The organism is Streptomyces sp. NPDC051738 (assembly GCF_044453205.1).
GTDB lineage: Bacteria > Actinomycetota > Actinomycetes > Streptomycetales > Streptomycetaceae > Streptomyces.
Genome location: NZ_JBITCM010000002.1, coordinates 23,831 through 41,247 on the forward strand (window position 1 = coordinate 23,831; position 17,417 = coordinate 41,247).

Sequence of the window (17,417 nt, forward strand, 5' to 3'; positions counted from 1 at the left end):
ACAAGCAGCTTGGCGTTGAAGGTGTACAGCCGCACAGTCACGAGCTCGGTATCGGCCGCCGCATCAGCACGGTGACCAGCACCGCCGTGGCGAGCACGGCCGAGACCAGGGGGAGCATGCCGACCGGGTGACCGAGAAGCATCGCGCCGAGGGCCGACCCGCCCGCGATGCCGATCTGGAAGCCGGTGACGTAGACGGAGGACGCCCGGTCGGCGTCGGCGCCCGCCAGCCGCATCACCCCCGTCTGGAAGACCGGCCCCGCCGCGGCGAACGCCCCGCCCCACACCGCGACGGCGACGGCGGCGACGGCACCGCGCACCACCGTCGGGACCGGCGCGAAGGCGAGGGCCAGGAGACCGACCCCCGCCGCGAAGGCCACCATGGTCACCACCGCGGAGCGCTGCGGGGCGCTGTCGAGGTGACGGCCGATGAGGTACGTCCCGACCGCCCCCGCGCCGCCGAAGACGGCCAGCAGCACGACCACCGCCGCGGGCGCTCCGGTGACCTCGGTGACGATGACGGCGAAGTACGTGTAGCTGAGGAAGTGCGCGACGACCAGCACCACGGCGACGGCGCACAGCTTCAGGACCGCGGGCCAGTCGACCCCCGACCGATCGGCACTCGACCCATCGCCCGCCGACCGACCGGCCGCCGGCCGGTCCGCCGTCCCGGGCAGGGCCCCCGCCCGGTCGTCGTGCGGTGGTGCGGTAGTCGTCGGACGGGGTCGCAGGGCCCACACCAGCACGACGGTCACCGCCACCGTGGCCGCCGCCAGCAGCAGGGCGGTGGCCCGCCACCCGATGAACTCACCGACGAACGCGGTGCCCGGGCTGCCCACGATCGCCGCGAGCGAGGCGCCCCCGAACACCACGGCCGTCGCGGTCCCCACCCGCTCCCGGGGCACCAGGGTGGCGGCCGCCGGAGCGACCAGCGACCAGAGCACCCCGTGGGTCAGCGCCGCGGCGACCCTGCTGACCACCATCATGGCGAACCCCGTGGCGGCCGCCGCGAGCAACTCGGCCACCACCAGGACCACCAGGGAGACCACCAGGGCCGTACCCCGGGACACGCGTGCGGCGAGGGCGACGGTCGGGATGGTGACGACGGCGGCGACGACGGCGTATCCGCTGATGAGCAACCCGACCCGGCCGACGCCGACATCGAGGTCGGCGGCGATGTCGTGGATGAGTCCGACCGGGAACAGCTCGAAGGTGACGTAGACGAAGGTGGCCCCGGCGAGCACGGCCAGGCGGGCCGCGGTCGGCGCGTCGATCCTGGCCGGCGCGGCCGTCGAAACCGCCGCGCTCACCGGCGTGCCCCGGCCACGGCGTCCCGGGAGGCCGCACGCGCCGGAGTACCCGTCACGTCCCGCAGGGCCGGATCGACCTGGACGAGGACCTTGGGCCGGGCGCGCCCGCCGTCCGCGAGGCGGGCGAAGGCGGCGTCCAGGTCGTCGAGCGGGAAGGCGCGGTCGACGAGGGCGTCCAGATCCACCGCGCCCGACTCCACCAGGTCGACGAGCCGGTCCCAGTAGCCAATGCCGGACAGCACACCATGCAGCGTGACGTCCCGGATGACCAGGCCCGCCGCGTCGAACGCGTCGACCGCGTGGTGGGGCGTGCCGAGCTGGGCCACCCGCCCGCCGGGCGCGACCAGACGGACGGCGGAACGGACCGCCGCCACACTGCCGGACGCCTCGATCACGGCGTCGTACGCCTCCTCGTCCGCAGCGGCCGGCGCGGACTCGACGCGCAGGCCGAGGCGGTGCGCCAGTTCGCGGGCGGTGGGCAGGGGGTCGAAGACGACGGTGGGGGCACCCAGGTGCCGGGCGACCTGGGCCGCCGCGAGCCCCAGCGTGCCCGCGCCGAGGACCGCGACCCGGTCCCGGGCGGTCACCGCGAGCCGGTCCACCGCGTGGACCGCGGCGGCGGTCGGCTCCAGCAGCACGCCGGCGGCGTCGGACAAGGTGTCGGGGATCCGGGTCAGGGTGCTCACGGGTGCGGTGATCAGCTGCGCTCCGGCGCCGGGCAGCGGGCCGAGGACGCCTATCTCGCTGCGGTCCGGGCAGTACCTGATACGGCCCGCGCGGCAGTGCGAACAGCGGCCGCAGGTACGGAAGTTGTGTCCCGCGACGCGTTGCCCGGCCAGGGCCGGGTCGACGCCGGGGCCCAGGCCGGTCACCGTTCCGATCCACTCGTGGCCCGGGACGAAGGGGTAGCTCTTCAGGCCGTCGCGGAGGTAGTTGCTGCTGCCGTCGTAGAAGCCGAGGTCCGTGCCGCACAGGCCGAGCAGGCCGACCCGGACCAGGACCTCGTCCGGTCCCGGCTCGGGCGGGGCGACCTCGGCGACCGTCACCGTGCGGGGGCCCGTGAGCAGAATGGCTTTCATCGTTCGTCCTTGGCGTGGCTGAGCCCGATCGCGGAACGGCACAGGGCGATGTCCGTCCGCAGGCGGGTCGGTGAGTGGGCGTAGTCGTTCTCGACGAGCACCGAGCGGGCGCCCGAGTGCCGCAGCAGGCCGGGCAGCGCGTCGAAGGCCGTGCCCGGTACCGGGGTGCCGCCGTCGGTGGCGTGCGCGGGGTCCTTGACGTGCAGGTCCGGCAGGAGCAGCCCGGCGGCCCCGACGAGGTCGGCGAAGCGCCGGGGGTCCTCACCGGCGTCCAGGAGGTTGCCGGTGTCCAGGACCAGGCGCAGGGCCGGGTGGTTCACGCGGCGGGCGAGGGCGAGGGAGTCGGCGGGGCCGAGCGGCGACTCGTAGGCGAGGGTCAGGTCCGCCGCCGCGACCCGCTCGCACAGGACGCGCAGCGCGTCGGCGGTGCCGGCCCGCTGCCCCTCGGTGCTCGGCAGGCTCCGCCGGAAGCCGGGGACGTGCAGGACACGTGTCCCCAGCCGCAGCGCGCACTCCAGGGCCCGCTCCAGCAGGGTGACGGCCACCGGGTTCGCCGTGCCGTGCTCCTCGGCCAGTCCGATGTCGTTGACGTGGTTCACGGCGAGGACGGGCACCGGGATGTCCCTGACGACGGCCTCGGCCTCGCGCAGTTCGGAGGGGTCGCTCAGCGGCGGCCCGCGATGGGCCCCACCGAAGTCCAGGTGCAGCTGATCGGCCCCTTCCGCGAGAGCGACCCGGGCCGCCGCACGCCGGTCGGTACTGATCCGCCACTGAGGGGCGGCCACGGCTACGGCGGTGAGGAGCCGTACCCGGTCGGGCAGCGGGGCGGTCATCGCCCACCCCCGATCCGGATCGCGGTCTTCAGCACCCGTCGCCCGCCGGCCACTCTCCCGGAGGCGGACAGCACGGAGTTGACCAGGTCGGCGGCGCCCGGCAGATCCACTTCGTGGGTGAGTACGGCGCTCCCCGGCGGCTCCTGCGCACCGGTCAGGAGGAGGTCGACCGCCTGCCGCAGGTGAGCGCCCGACACCCCACGGTGCCCGTACAACAGCAGGGGTCCGGTCGGGCGATCGAAGTGGTGCACGCGGGGCGGTCGGGGCTCTCCCCCGCAGTTGTCGGCACGCAGAGCAGCTACGTCGAGCTCGCCGGCGGACAGCGGGACCGGGCCCGCCGACAGGCCCGCGTGCACGTCGACCAGGAGCGTGCCCCGCACCCGGCGGTCCACCGCGGTCAGCGCCTCCCGGGTGCCCGTGCGTGGCGTGGCGATCACGACGCCGACCGGTGCGGGCAGTTCGGCGAGCAGGTCGGGCAGGCCGGGGTCGCCCGGGTCGACCGCGTCGGTGCCGTGTCCCACCAACAGGGTGCGCAGTCCGGGGAGTTCACGCCGCCAGGCGTCCAGGGCGAGCCGTCCCACGATGCCGTCGCCCCACACGACCAGGGCGGCCGGTCGCGTCGTACCGAGGGCGATCTCAAGGCCGTACAGCACCGAGGCGAGCGGCTCGGCGAGGGCGGCCACCCCGGGGCGGTCCGCGCCCTCCGGCACCGGCAGGACCAGGCCGTCGCGTACGGCCGTGGCGGGGATGCGGGTGCGTTCCGCCCACAGGCCCGGCAGGTTGTGCCCGAGCAGGAACGAGGGGTCGCCTGGGTGAGTGGGGTTGACGGTCACCAGGGAACCGCTGGGCAGTCCGGTGCCGCCGGGCTCGACGACCCGGGCCACGCCCTCGTGCCCCAGGACGCGGCTCGGGTCGTCGCGCAGCCCGCGCAGGATCTGCCAGTCGGTGCCGCAGACGCCGACGGTGACCGGCGCCAGCAGGGCGTCCCCGGGGTCGAGCCGAGGCGTGGGCACCTCGGCGACCTCGACGCGGGTGCGGCCCCGGGCGTCCGCCGGGAGGCGCACCAGCGCACGGTGGACCGCGCCGCTCACGACGCGATCCCCGGCAGCCAGCGGCCGACGCGTGCCGCGCCGCGCAGCGCGTCGACCGTGCCAGGAGCGCAGAACACCAGCCGGTCGGCGAGCCAGGCGGGGTCGCGGCCCTGGTCGGCGTAGGAGGTGGCGAGGCCGAGCCGACGGCGGAGTTCGTCGGCGTAGTGCGCACCGAGTCCCTCGACGACGCCTCCGCCGACGCCGAGCAGGTCGAGGTGCGGGTCGAGGCACCACAGGGTCCGCAGCATGTGCGCCACCGGTTCGACGCACAGCTCCAGCAGCCGTCGCGCCCGGGGGTCGTCCGCGGCGAGCGCCTCGGGGAGCCACTCCGCGACCGCCGGCCCCGCGTCGACGCCGAGTCGTTCGGCGACCCGGGCGATGCCGGGCCCGGAGGAGATCGAGGCGAGGTGGTCCGCCGCCCCGCATTCGCACAGCAGCCCCGCACCGTGGAGCTCAGGGCCGGTGGTCATGGCCGGCAGGTGGCCGATCTCGCCCTGAAGGCCCCGTTCGTCGACCGGGATCCGCGTCCGCTCCATGTCGGCCACGCGCAGCGCGATGCCGCTGCTGACGGTCAGATAGCCGACGCGCCGGACGCCGGGCCGGGCGTGCGCGGCGGCGAAGTCCGCCAGCGCGGCCGTGACGTCGTTGACCAGCTGCCAGCTGACGTCGGGCCGGCGCGCCCGGAGCGCGGCGCCCAGGTCGTACGGCGTCGTCTCCGACCCCCACAGCGGCGCCGATCCGTAGACCGTGCCGGTGAGATGGTCGATGGCCGCGCCGAAGGAGATCGCCGCGTTGGCACCGGGCGGCGCCGCCCCGCACAGCAGCTCGACCATGTCCTCACGCAGTCGCGCGACCGGCCGGTCGGGGTGGTTGAGCAGGCTGGGCGAGCGCAGGCGTTCGACGGGGGCACCCACTCCCCCGGTCCGCAGCCGCACCCAGGTGCCGCCGACGTCCGCCGCGAAGGCGGTCGCCGTCGGAGGTTCGGCGCGAGCCGCCGCCAGGGGTTCGGCACGAGCCGCCGCCGGGAGTTCGGCACGAGCCGCCGCCGGGAGTTCGGCACGAGCCGCCGCCGGGGGCTCCGTGCCGGTCAACACCTGGCCCTCGGTCCCGGTCATCGCCGCCCCACGGTCCGGCCGGCGAGCCGCTCGGGCACGGTCAGGACGACTTCGCCGGGCGCGGAGCGTGCCGTGGCGACCTGGAAGCCACGGAAGTCGGCGTATCGTTCCGCCACCTCGTCGAACGCGTCGAGGCCGCCGATCACCACCGTGCGGGCGCCGCTCGCCAGGGCCGCCCGCACTCCGGCGCCGGAGTCCTCGAAGACGACCGTGTCCGCCGGCTGCACGCCGAGCACGGCGGCGGCGTGCAGAAAGCCTTCGGGGTGGGGCTTGCCGTGGACCACGTCGTCGGCGCTCACCAGGACGTCCGGCACGGGCAGTCCCGCGGCGGCGAGCCTGACCTCGGCGAGCTTGCGCCCCGCCGACGTGACGACGGCCCAGGAGCCCGGCGGCAGCGCCGCGAGGAGCGCGCGGGCACCGGGTATCTCGGTGATCCCGGTGGTCTCCGACTCCTCGTGCGCGACGAGCCGCCGGGTCTCCGCCGCCGCCAGGTCAGGGTCGGGGACGAAGTGGGCCACCGTCTCGCGGGTGGGGCGGCCGTGCGCGAACGCGAGGACCTCGGCGAGGTCGGCTCCGTGCCGTGCGCTGAAGCCCGCCCAGGTGGACTCGACGAGGGCCGTCGAGTCCACCAGCGTGCCGTCCATGTCGAACAGCAGCGCCGCGGCGCGCAGTTGGCTCAGGGGGTCGTCGGGGATCGCCGCCGGGGCGGCCTGCTGTGCCTTGGGCATCTGTTCGTTCCTGACTATCGAAGGGAGCGGTCCAGGGGGCGGGACTGGGACATCGGCAGCCCCTCCGCCACGGACGACCAGGTCGCGTCCTCCTGCACGACCAGGGCCTGGCCCGCGTACGGCACACCGCGCGTGTGGGCGAGTTCGCCGGCCAAATCGGCGAACGTGGCCGGGGCCATGTAGCCGCTGTAGTCGAAGTCCGGCGAGCGGCGCGCGCGGATACCCGGGCTGTCGACCATGCCCGCGGGCAGCGCCTGGACGAACGTCACCTCGTCCGGGTCGATCTCCTGGGAGACGGACCGGATCAGTGAGTTGGCCGCGGCCTTGGTGGCGGCGTACCCGGAGCGGTTCGGACCGGCGTTGTAGACGACCTCGGACGAGATGTGCAGGAACAGTCCGGGCGCGGCGGCCCGCAGCGTCGGCAGCGCCGCCTTCAACGTCCAGGCCAGGCCGTGCACGTTGACGGTGAACTGGTCCAGCCAGTCGGCCTCGTCGGTCTCCAGGAACGGCTCGCGCCGGGAGGTGAAGTAGATCGCCGAGTAGCAGACCAGGGAGGTCTCGGCGGGCAGGTGGGTCCGCAGCGCCTCCTTGGCCTGTTCGGGGTCCCGGAAGTCGAGCCGGTGCCATACGAGGCGGTCGGCGCCGGGGCCGGCCGGCTCGCTGCGGCTGAAGACGTGGGTCTCGATGCCCTGCGCGGCCCAGGCGTCGGCGATGCCGCGCCCGATGCCGGTCGAGCCGCCGACCACGACCGCCGTCGTGGCGCCGCGGTGCGTACGGCTCACGCGCCGACCTGCTCGGGCACGAGCGACCCGGCCGAGGGGACGTGTCCCTGGGCGTGGTCGCGCAGCAGACGCGCGGCGTCGCGCAGTTCCGCGGGCGTGACGTCGTTGACGAAGCGGTGCCGTCCGATGCCGATCGGCAGGGGCAGCCGCTGCTGGCCGTCGCGGTGCCGCACGGTGTCGCGCAGGGCGTCGTCGAGCAGGGCCGGATCGTCGAGGACGTCGTTCCACAGGGGCAGTCCGAGCGCCCGGATCACGTCGTAGATCCGCTGGGCCTGGGCCTCGGCGACATCGCCGCGCAGGGTCGCCAGCGCGGTCGTCAGGGCCATGTCGATGACCACGGCCTCGCCGTGCAGCAGCTCGGGCAGGGCGTGCATCTCCAGGGTCGGGCTGAAGGTGTGGCCGTAGTCCACGCAGCGCTCCAGCGCGGACTCCCAGAGGTTGGGCTGGAGTTCCTCCAGCATGAGGTGGATGGACTCGGCGATGATGGCGTCCGCGGCCCGGGCCAGGTCGTCGGTCGAGCCCTGGAGCCGGTCGGCGCGGACGGCCGCGCCCCGCGACTCCAGCAGGGCGAACAGGTCCTCGGAACGGATGAGGGCCATCTTGAGGATCTCGGCGAGGCCGTTGCTGATGTGCCGCGGTGACAGGCTGCGCAGGAAGGACCGGTCCAGGAAGGTGGCCGTCGCCGGCGCGTAGGTGCCCAGACGGTTCTTGCCGCGCTCGTAGTTGACCCCGGTCTTGACGCCGACCCCGGCGTCGACGAGGCCGATCAGGGTCGTGGGGATGCGGATGTACGGCGTTCCGCGCCGGTAGAGGCTGGCCGCGAAGCCGACGACGTCGGTCAGCACCCCGCCGCCGACGGCGAGCACCGGCTCACGGCGGCGGTCGATCCCGAAGTCGTTCATCGCGTCGACCACCCGCGACACGGCGTCCCACTGCTTGACCGCCTCGTCGGCGCGCAGGGGTACGACCGTCGCGTCGATCCCGTGGGTGGTGAACCAGGCGCGTACGTCGCCGCCGTAGAGCGCGTCGACGTTCTCGTCGATGACGACGAGCCGCCGGTCGCCCGGGTGCAACGGGGTGTCCGGGCATCCGGTCAGCAGGGCCGTGTTGCCGGGTTCGAACAGGCCGTTGGAGCTGACGACGTGGTATCGCACCTGACGGACGGCCTCGACCGTCCAGAACGGGCTGCCCCCTACAGCCTGGCGAAGCCCTTGAGTGAAGACGGTACCGCTACGCATATCCCCTCCAGCGTGAGCTGCCACATTGCGAGCATCGAGAACTTTTCATCGTTCTGATGTCGACTATAGTAGCAGCAACAACACTGGACATGTCATTCGTGTTACTCTCAAAGCAAGGAGCGGTGACATAACAACCGGGCACGGGTGGACAGAGGGTGCCCGTCGATGATTACGCTCTCCACGCTCATATAGAGGAACCCCCGAGTCGCCGAGGCCTACGGAGGTCGGACGCATGGCTACGCTGGCAGAACGCTTGAACTCCTGGTTTGCCGATGCGGCCACCGCCGATGCCGTCGGCCGGCTGCGCGAGCCGTCCACGTCCGAGGTCGCCCAGGCCATCTCGAACGACCCGAGTCACGACGTGACGATCTCCCGGAGCTACCTCACCGCCCTGCGCAACGGCTCGCAGACAAACCCGACGGTCAGCGTGCTCTCCGCGCTCGTCACCTACTTCCAGTCCCGGGACATGACCCTGCCGGTGTCGGTGAGCGCGCTCATCAACGAGGAGCCTCCCGCCCGCCCCGCGGAGCCGAAGGAGGAGTGGGCGGCGGCACTCGCCGACCGGCAGGTGCAGTCGATCGCGATGCGGGCCGGCCGGCTGACCCCCGAACTGCGCGAGCAGCTGCTGTCGATCATGGACGTGCTGGACGACGCGAAGAAGTCACCCTCCGCCGGGGACGACAAGGCGTAGGACACCTACGAGGTCCGCAGCGCGCGCAGTTCGTCGGAGAGCCGGATGAGGGTGCCGAGGTCCTCTTCGTAGTCGTGGCCGTCGACGCTGCGGCGACTGCGCGGGGCAAGGACGAAGACCGCTTCCATCGGCGGGCCGCCGTCGCGCGTCTCGTGGTCGCCGTGCATGCGCAGGGCGTGGGCGATGAGGCGCGCGGACGCCCGCGGGTCGTCCTGCGGTACGGGTGTCGACATCTCCTCGGCCGCCAGCCGGAGATAGGGGCCGAGCCGGGTCAGACCGTCGCGGCATTCGACATAACGCCGATAAACGACCGGGGAATTCACGAGAAAAGCATCCCAGCGGCGGCTGCGATGATCCAGGACGAGCTCGGGATGGACTTCCACCAACCGGCGCCACAGCTCCTCCAGCCCACGGAACTGACTGCGCTGCTCCAGCCTCTCCCGCAGGATTTGGGCCACGCTGACGAAGAAGGGCAGCCCCAGCCCCAGGCACACCACAATGGCGGCGACCTGACCGAAGAAGAACACGTCGGTGTAGTCGATCAGCCGGCCCGGCTCCCGCAGCGTCGGCAGATTCACCCAGAGAAACCGGAAAATACAGGTGAAAGCCAGTCCGGTCAGACCGACGGCGATGATGTTCAGCGAAAGCCGCCGCAACGAACGCCCCCGTCGGGCATGGCGCCCGGCCAGGTAGGCACTGGCCGCGTATCCGAAGAACAGATAGAAATTGCCGAAGTTGTAGAAGGTGCGCACCCGCCAGTCCGTGAGATAGGCGGACGTCAGTACGTGATTGCGCAACTGCGCCGGCAGAATCACCGTCATGGCGAGCATCCCCGCCAGACAGACGAGACAGGCACCGACTTCCCAGGGCCATGGCGGCGCCCAGCGCTTCAGCGGGCTTTCCCGGAGGAAGCCGACCATGAGGCTGAGGCCGATCAGGATCTCCACATTGTAGGTGATCTTGGAGAAGCCCTCGAAGGTGAAGCCGTCGACGAGGCCCAGGACGGACGGCTGGGCCAGCACGTTCCCCGCCCCCATCAGCAGCAACGCCAGGCAGAGATGCAGCCGCATGGGGTCCCGGAAGCGTCGCCGCAGGAGCGCGGGCACGGTCCACACCGCACCACCGAGAAGCGTGACGATCGTGATGAGATTGAGCGCGCTCACGCCGCTCCGTCGGTGAGGACGAGGCTGTTGTAGACCGAGGGCCGCCAGGGCTCGTCGAGTCCGTGGCTGCGCACGCGCCGGCTCATCGAAATGGCCTGGTACATGATGGTCGACGCGATGATCTCGGCGTCGCGCTCGTCCCGGTCGGAATAGCAGCTCCGCTCCACCGTGCCCGGCGGCCGCTCACCCGCCAGGTCGAACGCGATGATGTGCCCCACCTCGTGAAGAATGATGTGCGCCTGGTGCGCCTTGGTGGTTTTCGCCTGGTAGACGATGACGTCCTCGTGCTCACGGGATATCAGCACCCCGAACGGCCCGTCGGCCGACAGATCCCACTCCATAAGCCTGATCGGCCTGCCTCGCATTTCACCGAGCTCATCACACAGAGCGGTGACGCTGAGCGGCAACTGAGGCGTGAGCCGGCGCATCAAATGACGACTGTGCATGCGCAATTGAGCGTCACGCAGCCGGTTTTCGCGCGCACCCCGAGATCGCTCCGAAGTACGCATGCCCCGTTTGCCCCACATCTGGTGAACCTCCCCCGTGCGACTGCGCTGACTCGAACCCGTTCCTCTAACAATCGAGTCAGCGCTGATTGGTCACGGGTCAAATCTACGACACCCGTCGCCACACCTCATCCAAAAGAGATTCACATCACCGTGCTGTAACGAGAGATTCACGGACCGCTGCGGAGGTTCGAGTCGGGTCGCCGGCGGCTTCCTCACGTCTCCGCGGTGACCCGCGGAGCGGTCTGCTGACGCTCCGCCTCCGCCCACAGCTCGGTGAACTGGGTGATGTGGTCCTCGATATGGTCCGGCTCGGTGCTCAGCAACGTGCTGTCCGGGTTGTTCTCCTGGTCCGGCTTGGTCTCGTGGCAGAGTTCGCCGTCGAAGACGATGAAGTCGCTCACTCTGGGGTTCGACTCCATCAGCGACCGCACCGCGATACGCGCGTCGATGCCCCGCCGCCGTTGGGCGTCGCACAGCGCCCTGAGCTCCGGGGTGACCTCGTCCTCGGTCCGCACGATGAACAGGCGCCGGATCTCCACGCCCCGCCGCTTGATCGCCTTCTCCTGCGCGGCGAGGTACCGGTCGGCGGGCCCGCTGGACCAGAACTCGCGGTCCACCGAGGTGCTGGTGGCGTCGAGGGTCATCTTGACGCAGTCGGTGATGTCGATCAGCCACTCGTGGTTCTCGCCGGGGCAGTCCGCGCTGCCGCTGCCGAGGCCTTCCATCATCTTGGCGAGACGGCCCAACTCCTTCTCGGCGAAGGCCTGCACGATGTCGCCGCCCTGCTCACGGACCTTGGTGTAGCCGAGGACCAGCCGGGTCACCTCGTCGGAGCGGAGCACCGAACCGTCCACCTGGCTGAACAGGGTCGTCGCGGCGAGGATCTCGTTGAAGCGCGTGTCGACCTTCTCGAACCGCTCCCCGAAGTCGATCAGGAACTGCACGATCAGCGCCGCGCTGCCGATGACGATGGACGCCACCCACTGCCAGATGTTCCCGTCGTCCTGATCCAGGATGCTGGTCAGCAGGAAGGCCCCGCCCGCCGCCGAGGCGGTGATCAGGATCCGCCAGAACATCTTGGGCATGCGCGGCTCCTGGCGCGGTGCGTGTCCTCCGTTGTTCCCTGTTCCTAATGGCGCTCCGCTCATCTCTCATCCCCCGTCGGTATTCGGTTGGGCCCCGCCTCAGCGCGGGCTCAGTGCCTGGTTCGGCGTCGCCACGGCCTGGAGGGCCAGTCGGTCTCTGATGCGGCGGCTCAGGTTCTCCCACTGTCGGGAGAACCCCGGTTTGTCTTCCAGTACGTCCCACAGATGACCCAGCGCGGGGTCCACATGCGCCCGCGGCATCCACAGGTGCAGCAGATGAACCACGACCGGATGGAGCGCCTCCACGACCGAAGGCCCGTCCGCCGTGCCGAGACGGCTGTTGTCAAGCATGTGCTGAACGGTCGTCAAAAGCCAGTCGTGCAGGGCGAGATCCTCGCAAAGACCTGCTGCCGCTGAGGCGGGGATGTGCTCGGGCAACCGTAGTTCCATGGTCCGCAAGCCGCCCTCGGCCACGACGAAGCTCACCAGGGACGCCCACTCACCCTCCGCTTCGCGCCGGACCACCCAACGCAGCCTGGTCGGGCTGGACTTGAACGGCACCCTGCGGTCGAGGAGAGCGTGCCGGCGGAGTTGCGAGAGCAGGCCCTCCGCGATCATCCCGAGGTCGAGCTCACCACGCCCCGCACCGCGCAACACGCCCTCGGCGGCGGCCTGTTGGGGCAGCTTGCCGAACGGCTCGACCAGGCCCGGGCGGACCAGGTACTGGCCCCAGGGGCGCCGGATGTCGGGCCCGGCGGCCGGGAGGCTGAAGTACGCGGTCGACTGCAGCAGACGCCCCTCGGTCAGCGCCGCGCGGGCGGCCACCGTACCGACGCCCCGGACCTTGCTGCCGTTGGCGGTGGGCAGCCGGCAGTCCACGCCGGTCAGGATCTCCGGGGACAGGGCGTGCATGGTGGGCCGTTCGGAGACCCGGACGGGTACGTCGGCACGGAGCTTGAGCAGCTGGGCGGCGGCCCGGCCGTCCAGTGCCTGGAAGGACGGGAGCAGACAGGTGCGCACCTCGCCACAGGCGAGGACCGAGCGCGCGGGCTGTCCCAGGGCCGCCGTCATCTCAGGTCTCCTCGGCCTCGGAGGAGTAGCCGGGCTCCTCGTAGAAGACGTAGGTGGCACGTTGCGCGACCGCCGCCGGCACCGGCATCCCCTCCGCCGCTGACCGGTCCTCGACCTGCTTCAGCGCCCCGGCGTCGACGTCTATCTGGTCCAGGATGAGCCGTACGGCGTCCTCGACGGCGAGGAACCGGTTCGGCATCAGCGTGCAGGTGCGGTACGCGCTGAACGGCGCCCTGGTGTCGGTGAGCCTGAGCAGCGGCGCCAGCCGGTCCCAGTCGTGCGGGAAGTCCTCGCCCTGCCACTCCTTCGGCACCAGCACGGGCTCACCGAGGTGCCGTAGGAGCCCGAGCCGGGCCAGTTGCCATACGGCGGCCAGGAACGGGCAGGACCACAGCCGCTGTCCGTCCTTCTCGGACCACAGCTCGACGTCCATGAAGACCGAGTGGTTGCGGGCCGCGGTCTCCTGGGGCGGCGCCCAGCCCTTGGCCACCTTGCCCAGGGCGGGGGCCGGCATCGTCGGTGTGCGCTGGCCGTTGGCGAGCCAGCCGGTCCGGCTGACGGGCGGGCGGGAGCCGTAGCTGCCCGGCGGCGGCGACTCGACGAGGCGGTGCATGACCGATTCGGCGAGTTCGACGCGGTCGGCGACCGCGCAGGCCGACTCGCGGGCGAGGTAGTCGATGACCAGCCCCGCCTTCTCGGCCTCCTTCAGCACCATCGGGATCAGGTCGGCCGGGGTGGAGAAGCGGGTGAAGTAGTCGTCGATGAGGAAGCAGGTGCTGATGCGCGGGCGCTTGCTGCGGCGGGCCATCGACGCGCGCACCGCGTCCACCCAGATCCGTACCTCGGCGAAGTGCTCGCCCAGGCGCTTGGGGCCCGCCTCGAAGTCCTCCATGTAGAGGTGGCCCAGCTCCAGCGAGAGGTGCGCCAACGGCACGGACTGGGTGCGGAGCTCCGCGGTGGTCTCCTGGAACACGGCTTCGGTCACGCCTGCTCCCAGGACTCGTCGTCGGTCAGACGTTTGGCGAGCCCACTCAGCGCCGTCCAGGTGTCCTGGTTGGCGATCTCACTGTCGAGCACGTCCTCGTCGGTGATGAGCTGCTCCCGCCACTGCAGGACCGGTTCGAGCGGTACGGAGCCGAGCACCTGGCTGTATCCGATGCCCAGGTTGGAGGCGAGCTGCTTGAGGTCGTCGTCGGTCTTGCGCATCCAGGCCGACTGGGTGGGCGAGACCTGGGACCACAGCGGGGACTCCGGGTCGGGTACGGCGGCCCTCACGAAGCGGATGGAGTTGCGCAGCGCCTCCTCGTCATGGCCGCGGTCGACGCCGCCGGCGACGATGCCGCGCCTGCCGAAGACCAGGCTGGCGGCGGCGCCCACATGCTGGCGGGTCCAGCGGTGGAAGACCAGCCAGCGGGCCGTGACCTCGCTCATCTCGGGCTGTGCGGTGGCCTCCAGGACCATGTCGACGGCGTAGGAGCGGCCGGCGCTGAGGTCGACGACGACCAGGTCGAACTCGTAGTAGAGCGTCATCAGCAGGTCGACGCAGCGGCGCAGGTTCTCCTCGCCGGTGGCGAACTCGCCGCCGCTGACGTCGCCGGGCATCAGGACGAGGCGGCCGCAGCCGGGCGGCGGGAAGCGCAGCACCTGGTGCTCGGTCTCGGACCAGACGTCGATCCGGGCCGGTTCGCTCACCTCTCCTATGAGGTAGGCGTGCAGGCCGCGGTCCTCGGTCTCCTCGCGGGCGTCGCCCACGTCGAAGACGGCCGCCGCGGTGGGCGAGCCGAAGTCGAAGTCGAGGTAGCAGACGTCGTCCCCGGCCAGTGCGCGGTGGTAGGCGAGGTTGGCGCTGGTCACGGAGCGGCCCGTGCCTCCTTTGTCGGAGGCCGCGAAGATCAGCACGGTTCACACTCCCCGGTCCGCGGCTTGGCGCGCCCGGGCGAGCGCGTCGAGCTGTCCCAGCACCTCCAGCGTCAACGCGTAGGCCGTGCCCGGCTGTTCGTCGACGAGGGTGCGGGCGCGGCGCAGCTTCACCTCGATGTTCCTGAGCTGCATCCCGTGCCGGCCGTCGTCCTTGGGCGCGGGTTCCATCTGTTCGTTGCCCAGGAGGTGGGCCGACTCGCTGAGCAACGCCTTGGACAGCTCGGTGAGTTCGAGGCTGCGGATCGGTGGCTGCTGGTACATCTCGTAGGCCTGCACCATCACCTCGGTGACGCGCTCGGTGATGCTCCAGGACACCGGCACACGCCGCTTGTGGATCTCCGCCTCGGGATAGGCCGCGTGGATGTTGTCCCACAGACCGACGCCCTCGCCGTCCCGGATCCGGCGCTTCCACATGTGGTCGAAGATGTCCTCGGCCAGTCTGAGCAGCCGGTCGTGCGAGGCGAGGTTGCGGGACAGCGTGCACAGCTGGACGGTTCGTTTCAGCAGCTGCGCCGAGAAGTCCGTCATGGACCACGTCATGGGCGGGCCGAGCCGCTCGCTGCCCTGCAGCGGCAGCGCGATGCCGACGTTGTGCAGCGCGTGGACCATGGGGTCGTCGACGGTCATCCGGCTGGTGATACGGCCTCGTTCAGCGAGGCGTTCCATGATGCTGACGGTGCGGGTCAGGTCGTCGTCGGTGGCCCGGCGCCGCATCAGGTCGTGTACGAGGATTGCGGCGACGGAGAGGGAGAAGTACTCCGACTCCAGCTTCTGTCCCGTCGTACGCCAGGGCAGGTCCTCCAGGGGCCAGCGGTCGTCGTCGAAGCGGGCGATGCGCGACCAGTACTGCTGGGTCAGCTCCCACCGCAGCCGGAGCGCCTCGGCGAGCTTCTGCTGCTCGGTGTTGAGCAGGCCGAGGGTGAGGGTGCGGTCGGAGAACAGGTCCTGGATACCGTCGAGGGCGACCACGGTGAAGTACAGATACGGCACCGCGTTGGCGACGCCCTCGGGCTGCGGCCCGATGGGTTCGTCGGTCTCGACCTCGGGGGCGTCCTTCACCATGCTCCAGGCCCAGCCGCACTCGAAGAGCTGGTTCTCGTCCTTGAGACCTTCCTGGACGTCGATACCGAGGAAGACGCTCTCGTTGATCGCCGCGCGCAGTGAACGGAAGCGGTTCTGGAACTTGTTGAGCACCTGGCGCTGTGACAGCCGTCCCTGGCCGAGGAGTTCGCAGAGCGTGGCGCCCTGCGAGGAGTCGGTGTCGAAGACGTTGACGGTGAAGGAGCGCAGCAGGCTCACCATGGCGGCGGTGAGCCGGTTGCTGGTGTCCTGGCGCAGCTCGGAGATCGTCTCCTTGATGTCGCTGCGCCGGGTCCTGGTCTCGTAGATCTTGAGGAAGCCGAGCGTGGCGAGGCACAGGGTGATCGACATGGAGAACGAGTCGACGACGCCGACCTGGCGCTGTTCCTCGCTGAGCTGCTTGGTCTTGTCGGCGGAGCCGAAGTAGTAACCCCCGGCGAAGGTGGGCCTCTTGTCCTCACCGGTGTGCGCCCGCATGAAGCCGGCCGCGGCCGTGACCAGGTTGGCCGGGACCTCCAGGCGTCCGCCGGCCCGCTTCAGGGCCTGCTGGACGTCCTCCTGTGTGGTGTCCGGGTCATCCAGCCGGAACGCGGGGATCTCGGTGGCGGGGTACAGCAGGCAGAGCAACCGCTCCGCGTCGGCAACGCTGCTCTCCTTGCCCCAGTCGCCCCAATCCCACTCTCCCCCGTCGAAAGAGTGGCGGGCTACCGCCTGCCAGATGTCCAGCAGATGCTGGCGTGGCTTGATCTGCATCCCATGCCCCTCGCACAGACCGCACTGCCATCAATTGAGGAATATCGCTGTTCTGTTGTGAAGATTCACTACGAAAAGTCATCCGGATTTCGGCGCCAGCCGTAGGCGACGATCATTCCCGAATATCCGTCGCGCACCTCGGCCTCGGATTCGAGCCGCTGCACCTTGAAGTCCCGCGCGAATGCCTCAAGGCTCGCGCGCACCTCGGATTCTCCCACGTCACAGGCCGGGAAGAAATGTTCGCCCGCGTGATAGCCCTGTGAATGCGCCATGAAAGCGGCGGCGAAGGGGGCGCCGGGGGCGAGGGCGCGCAGAAAGCGCTCGACGCCGAGCGCGAACTCCTTGTGGGAGGTGGTCATCGACTCGGCGACGAAGAACATGGTCCCCATGGACCACCGGCCCTCGTGCCGCTCCAGGCCGAAGAGGTCGCCCTGCTCGACATGGACGACCTTGCGGAACCTCTCCCGCGGGTCCGCGCCCAGGGAGCTGTAGGCCTCGCCCTCGCACAGGGCACCCCAGAACGGGTCCCAGTTGGTGTCGTAGGCGTCGACCTGGCTGGTCAGGTACTTGACGTTGGCGGGCGAGCGCTCGAGGAGGGTGATCTCCTCGCACCACGGCATCATGGCGAGTGCGGGATAGAGATTGGCACCGGCACCCACATCGATACCGGAAACCGGCCCGACGCCCTGCTTCCGGAAATGATCGACGAAATGATCCCGGATCAGGTGCAGGATCTCAGCGTCCTCAGCCTGTAAGGCGCTGTAGTTGTGCTGCACGTAGGCAATCGGGTCGAACTCCGCCCAGTGCACCTGTGCGTTCAGCTGGACGTCCCCCGACGATCTCTGGGTCATTCACTTACGGTACCAAAAGAAGGCGCACTGGGAGCGCGTCGAGGCATAGCCAAGTCACGGTCTTGAAGCGCCGGATCGGCCCTGCTCAAGATGGGCGGATCTCCACTTGAGCATCTGAA

At 70.7% G+C, this 17,417-nt stretch carries 17 protein-coding genes; 1 reads left to right on the top strand and 16 read right to left on the bottom strand.

The window, feature by feature from the left end:
- Positions 1 to 37: 37 nt before the first annotated feature.
- From ACIA8X_RS04755 to ACIA8X_RS04790, 8 genes are read right to left on the bottom strand one after another with little or no spacing between them, the layout of a single operon-like run.
- Positions 38 to 1,309, bottom strand: coding sequence for an MFS transporter (locus ACIA8X_RS04755; protein WP_399457788.1), 1,272 nt, complete (start codon positions 1,307 to 1,309; stop codon positions 38 to 40).
- On the bottom strand, positions 1,306 to 2,388 hold the full coding sequence (locus ACIA8X_RS04760) for a zinc-binding dehydrogenase (RefSeq protein WP_393462317.1): 1,083 nt from the start codon (positions 2,386 to 2,388) through the stop codon (positions 1,306 to 1,308). The genes ACIA8X_RS04755 and ACIA8X_RS04760 overlap by 4 nt, the downstream gene beginning before the upstream one ends.
- The gene (locus ACIA8X_RS04765) at positions 2,385 to 3,221 is read right to left on the bottom strand and encodes a sugar phosphate isomerase/epimerase family protein (RefSeq protein ID WP_399457789.1); all 837 of its coding nucleotides are present in this window, start codon (positions 3,219 to 3,221) and stop codon (positions 2,385 to 2,387) included. Before ACIA8X_RS04765 ends, ACIA8X_RS04760 begins: the two co-directional genes overlap by 4 nt.
- A complete protein-coding gene (locus ACIA8X_RS04770; RefSeq protein WP_393462321.1) occupies positions 3,218 to 4,312 on the bottom strand; it encodes an alcohol dehydrogenase catalytic domain-containing protein in 1,095 nt (364 codons plus the stop codon). The genes ACIA8X_RS04765 and ACIA8X_RS04770 overlap by 4 nt, the downstream gene beginning before the upstream one ends.
- Complete coding sequence (locus ACIA8X_RS04775) at positions 4,309 to 5,427, bottom strand: ROK family protein (protein ID WP_399457790.1); 1,119 nt, start codon at positions 5,425 to 5,427, stop codon at positions 4,309 to 4,311. The genes ACIA8X_RS04770 and ACIA8X_RS04775 overlap by 4 nt, the downstream gene beginning before the upstream one ends.
- Positions 5,424 to 6,155, bottom strand: coding sequence for an HAD-IA family hydrolase (locus ACIA8X_RS04780; protein WP_393462325.1), 732 nt, complete (start codon positions 6,153 to 6,155; stop codon positions 5,424 to 5,426). Before ACIA8X_RS04780 ends, ACIA8X_RS04775 begins: the two co-directional genes overlap by 4 nt.
- Before the next feature lie 14 nt (positions 6,156 to 6,169).
- Positions 6,170 to 6,937 carry an SDR family NAD(P)-dependent oxidoreductase gene (locus ACIA8X_RS04785; RefSeq protein ID WP_399457791.1) on the bottom strand — a complete coding sequence of 256 codons (768 nt, stop codon included), beginning with the start codon at positions 6,935 to 6,937 and terminating at the stop codon, positions 6,170 to 6,172.
- A complete protein-coding gene (locus ACIA8X_RS04790) occupies positions 6,934 to 8,175 on the bottom strand; it encodes a sedoheptulose 7-phosphate cyclase (RefSeq protein ID WP_399457792.1) in 1,242 nt (413 codons plus the stop codon). The genes ACIA8X_RS04785 and ACIA8X_RS04790 overlap by 4 nt, the downstream gene beginning before the upstream one ends.
- Positions 8,176 to 8,407: 232 nt before the next feature.
- On the opposite strand from ACIA8X_RS04790, the gene ACIA8X_RS04795 reads away from it, so the two are divergent.
- Positions 8,408 to 8,866: a hypothetical protein gene (locus tag ACIA8X_RS04795; RefSeq protein WP_393462331.1), complete on the top strand. Its 459-nt coding sequence runs from the start codon at positions 8,408 to 8,410 to the stop codon at positions 8,864 to 8,866.
- Positions 8,867 to 8,871: 5 nt separating this feature from the next.
- Here ACIA8X_RS04795 and ACIA8X_RS04800 read toward each other — a convergent pair whose 3' ends face one another.
- The 8 genes from ACIA8X_RS04800 to ACIA8X_RS04835 all read right to left on the bottom strand — a co-directional run bounded on the left by ACIA8X_RS04800 (position 8,872) and on the right by ACIA8X_RS04835 (position 17,298).
- Entirely contained in the window at positions 8,872 to 10,029 is a 1,158-nt protein-coding gene (locus ACIA8X_RS04800; protein ID WP_393462333.1) for an MAB_1171c family putative transporter, read from the bottom strand.
- On the bottom strand, positions 10,026 to 10,538 hold the full coding sequence (locus ACIA8X_RS04805; protein ID WP_393462335.1) for a hypothetical protein: 513 nt from the start codon (positions 10,536 to 10,538) through the stop codon (positions 10,026 to 10,028). Before ACIA8X_RS04805 ends, ACIA8X_RS04800 begins: the two co-directional genes overlap by 4 nt.
- Before the next feature lie 212 nt (positions 10,539 to 10,750).
- Positions 10,751 to 11,623, bottom strand: coding sequence for a DUF6879 family protein (locus ACIA8X_RS04810; RefSeq protein WP_393462337.1), 873 nt, complete (start codon positions 11,621 to 11,623; stop codon positions 10,751 to 10,753).
- A gap of 99 nt (positions 11,624 to 11,722) precedes the next feature.
- Positions 11,723 to 12,694 carry an SCO2521 family protein gene (locus ACIA8X_RS04815; RefSeq protein ID WP_399457793.1) on the bottom strand — a complete coding sequence of 324 codons (972 nt, stop codon included), beginning with the start codon at positions 12,692 to 12,694 and terminating at the stop codon, positions 11,723 to 11,725.
- 1 nt (position 12,695) lies between these two features.
- Positions 12,696 to 13,679 (bottom strand): SCO2522 family protein, encoded by a 984-nt coding sequence (locus ACIA8X_RS04820; RefSeq protein WP_399457794.1) that lies wholly within the window; start codon positions 13,677 to 13,679, stop codon positions 12,696 to 12,698.
- Complete coding sequence (locus ACIA8X_RS04825; RefSeq protein ID WP_399457795.1) at positions 13,676 to 14,593, bottom strand: SCO2523 family variant P-loop protein; 918 nt, start codon at positions 14,591 to 14,593, stop codon at positions 13,676 to 13,678. The genes ACIA8X_RS04820 and ACIA8X_RS04825 overlap by 4 nt, the downstream gene beginning before the upstream one ends.
- 3 nt (positions 14,594 to 14,596) lie before the next feature.
- Positions 14,597 to 16,447 (bottom strand): SCO2524 family protein, encoded by a 1,851-nt coding sequence (locus ACIA8X_RS04830; RefSeq protein ID WP_399457796.1) that lies wholly within the window; start codon positions 16,445 to 16,447, stop codon positions 14,597 to 14,599.
- A 68-nt stretch (positions 16,448 to 16,515) separates the two neighbouring features.
- A complete protein-coding gene (locus ACIA8X_RS04835) occupies positions 16,516 to 17,298 on the bottom strand; it encodes an SCO2525 family SAM-dependent methyltransferase (RefSeq protein ID WP_393462347.1) in 783 nt (260 codons plus the stop codon).
- Positions 17,299 to 17,417: the final 119 nt, after the last annotated feature.

What these genes read in the sequence shown, in the direction of transcription:
- ACIA8X_RS04780 (WP_393462325.1), bottom strand. Translation starts at nt 6,155, where the DNA reads ATGCCCAAGGCACAGCAGGCCGCCCCGGCGGCGATCCCCGACGACCCC.
- ACIA8X_RS04760 (WP_393462317.1), bottom strand. Translation starts at nt 2,388, where the DNA reads ATGAAAGCCATTCTGCTCACGGGCCCCCGCACGGTGACGGTCGCCGAG.
- ACIA8X_RS04765 (WP_399457789.1), bottom strand. Translation starts at nt 3,221, where the DNA reads ATGACCGCCCCGCTGCCCGACCGGGTACGGCTCCTCACCGCCGTAGCC.
- ACIA8X_RS04790 (WP_399457792.1), bottom strand. Translation starts at nt 8,175, where the DNA reads ATGCGTAGCGGTACCGTCTTCACTCAAGGGCTTCGCCAGGCTGTAGGG.
- ACIA8X_RS04810 (WP_393462337.1), bottom strand. Translation starts at nt 11,623, where the DNA reads ATGCCCAAGATGTTCTGGCGGATCCTGATCACCGCCTCGGCGGCGGGC.
- ACIA8X_RS04795 (WP_393462331.1), top strand. Translation starts at nt 8,408, where the DNA reads ATGGCTACGCTGGCAGAACGCTTGAACTCCTGGTTTGCCGATGCGGCC.
- ACIA8X_RS04805 (WP_393462335.1), bottom strand. Translation starts at nt 10,538, where the DNA reads ATGCGTACTTCGGAGCGATCTCGGGGTGCGCGCGAAAACCGGCTGCGT.
- ACIA8X_RS04775 (WP_399457790.1), bottom strand. Translation starts at nt 5,427, where the DNA reads ATGACCGGGACCGAGGGCCAGGTGTTGACCGGCACGGAGCCCCCGGCG.
- ACIA8X_RS04815 (WP_399457793.1), bottom strand. Translation starts at nt 12,694, where the DNA reads ATGACGGCGGCCCTGGGACAGCCCGCGCGCTCGGTCCTCGCCTGTGGC.
- ACIA8X_RS04830 (WP_399457796.1), bottom strand. Translation starts at nt 16,447, where the DNA reads ATGCAGATCAAGCCACGCCAGCATCTGCTGGACATCTGGCAGGCGGTA.
- ACIA8X_RS04835 (WP_393462347.1), bottom strand. Translation starts at nt 17,298, where the DNA reads ATGACCCAGAGATCGTCGGGGGACGTCCAGCTGAACGCACAGGTGCAC.